The sequence below is a fragment of the Bacillus sp. D48C genome, assembly GCF_053345735.1.
This window is the reverse complement of the sequence record NZ_JBKFAQ010000028.1, coordinates 1-1,665: the sequence shown is the minus strand read 5'-3', so window position 1 is coordinate 1,665 and position 1,665 is coordinate 1. Positions and strand designations below refer to the sequence as shown.

Here is a 1,665-nt window from a genome sequence, read left to right as displayed (position 1 = left end):
AGCGCAATTAGGTAAATCAATAGATGAAGTTGAAAATCAAGAAATGGGCGAGTTTTACAGTGAATTTCAAATGTTAGCTCACAATGACCACATCGATAAAAGTGTCTATCAAGCAGTCGAAAACAAGATTAATCGAATCTTGCGTGATTTAGAAGAAAAAGAACAAGTAACAAGTTAGAAAGCACTCAAATAATTGGGTGCTTTTTTGATTCCAAACATAAAGGAGGAAGAGGGAATGTGTGTACCGACAATCACGGATAAAATGCAATTGATTTTAGATAGTTACTCGCCATTTGTAACAGAAGAAAATGAGGTCATTCTTGGTCTAGAAGATGCGGTTCTTTTCCTTTCAGTAGATCGGGAACAAAAAGGAAAATTGATTATTCGTATCGACAGACTAAATGAAAGGGTGAGTTGGACAGCAAAAGAAGTATTGGGACAATAGCAAGCATGAGAGGAGGGTAAATGGTGAAAGATGAAGAGATTTTAAAGGTTTTAGAATCGTTCTCGGATTATCTTCAAGTAGGAGACATCGTGAATTATGTATTACGTTGGCTAGGATGGTTCCTAATTGTAGGCTTATCTTTAGTTGTAGATGCTTTAGAAGGTGTGACAGATGCAATTCTGGGGATTAAAGGATTCTTTAATTCACCGGAAATACAAAATTTTGTTGATATGTTATATCCATTGTTTGTCGTTCTTTTAGCCATTTCGTTTTTATATATTGGCTACATGTTTATTATGAACAAACAAATGAATCGTTCTCAAATTATCATCAATATTTTCATAACATTGAGTGTACTTTGTTTATTAAGTACTGGTATGACAAAGGTCGATAAGTTCACCGATGATGCCATAGCGGTTGTGAAATCTGAACAAAAGGGTTCTTTAAGTGATGAAATTATTAAGAAGAATATAACGGATGTTGCAGTGATAGATCAAAATGGATGGAAAAAGAAAGAGGACATGAATCCGAAAAATCATATTCCAGAAAAAAACATTAGACAGATTGATATTACAGAAAAAATTGATTCGGATTTTGAGTTCGCTAAAGATAAAAAATTATCAGATGATGGACAAAAATTATTGAAAAATAAAAGAGTAATGGATGGGATGGGAGTCGCATCTTTAGCCGAATTAAAAGATGGATGGTTTGATTTCTTTCCAGAAAAGTATTATCGCTGGCACTGGAACTTTTGGAATATATTCTTTACTTTACTGATAACGGGATTAACTTTGTTATTGGTAAGTATTAAATTAGCTAGATTATTTTATGAATTGTCTTTTAACTACTTGTTAGCAAATATATTAGCACCAGCCGATGTTGCGAATGGTCAAAAGTTAAAAGCTGTATTATCTAATATCCTCAATATATTTATAGCAACGATTATGATATTCCTATCTTTGAAGCTATACCTAATAGGAACAGCTTTTCTCCATGACAAATTAAATGGTGTACCATATCTGATTGCATTAGCGGCATTTAGTATGGCAGTACTAGATGGACCGTCAGTCGTAGAAAGGTTATTTGGTTTAGATATTGGGTTAAAAAGCAGTTGGGGCATGTTAGTAGGTGGTTTCGCACTTGGTAAAGGAATTGGCAGTCTCGCAAATTCAAAACCAATGAAGAGTCTCGGGAATATGATTGGAAAAGGAGCGAAAGGT

Annotated in this window: 2 protein-coding genes; both read left to right on the top strand. The window is 34.1% G+C overall.

Features of this window, described 5'->3' with window-relative positions; all coding sequences use genetic code 11:
- Positions 1 to 235 precede the first annotated feature (235 nt).
- The gene (locus ACLBXA_RS29170) at positions 236 to 445 is read left to right on the top strand and encodes a hypothetical protein (RefSeq protein ID WP_016128119.1); all 210 of its coding nucleotides are present in this window, start codon (positions 236 to 238) and stop codon (positions 443 to 445) included.
- Between the two features lie 23 nt (positions 446 to 468).
- On the top strand, positions 469 to 1,665 hold a 1,197-nt coding region (locus tag ACLBXA_RS29165), incomplete at its 3' end, for a pLS20_p028 family conjugation system transmembrane protein (RefSeq protein WP_447617728.1).

What these genes read in the sequence shown, in the direction of transcription:
- ACLBXA_RS29170 (WP_016128119.1), top strand. Translation starts at nt 236, where the DNA reads ATGTGTGTACCGACAATCACGGATAAAATGCAATTGATTTTAGATAGT.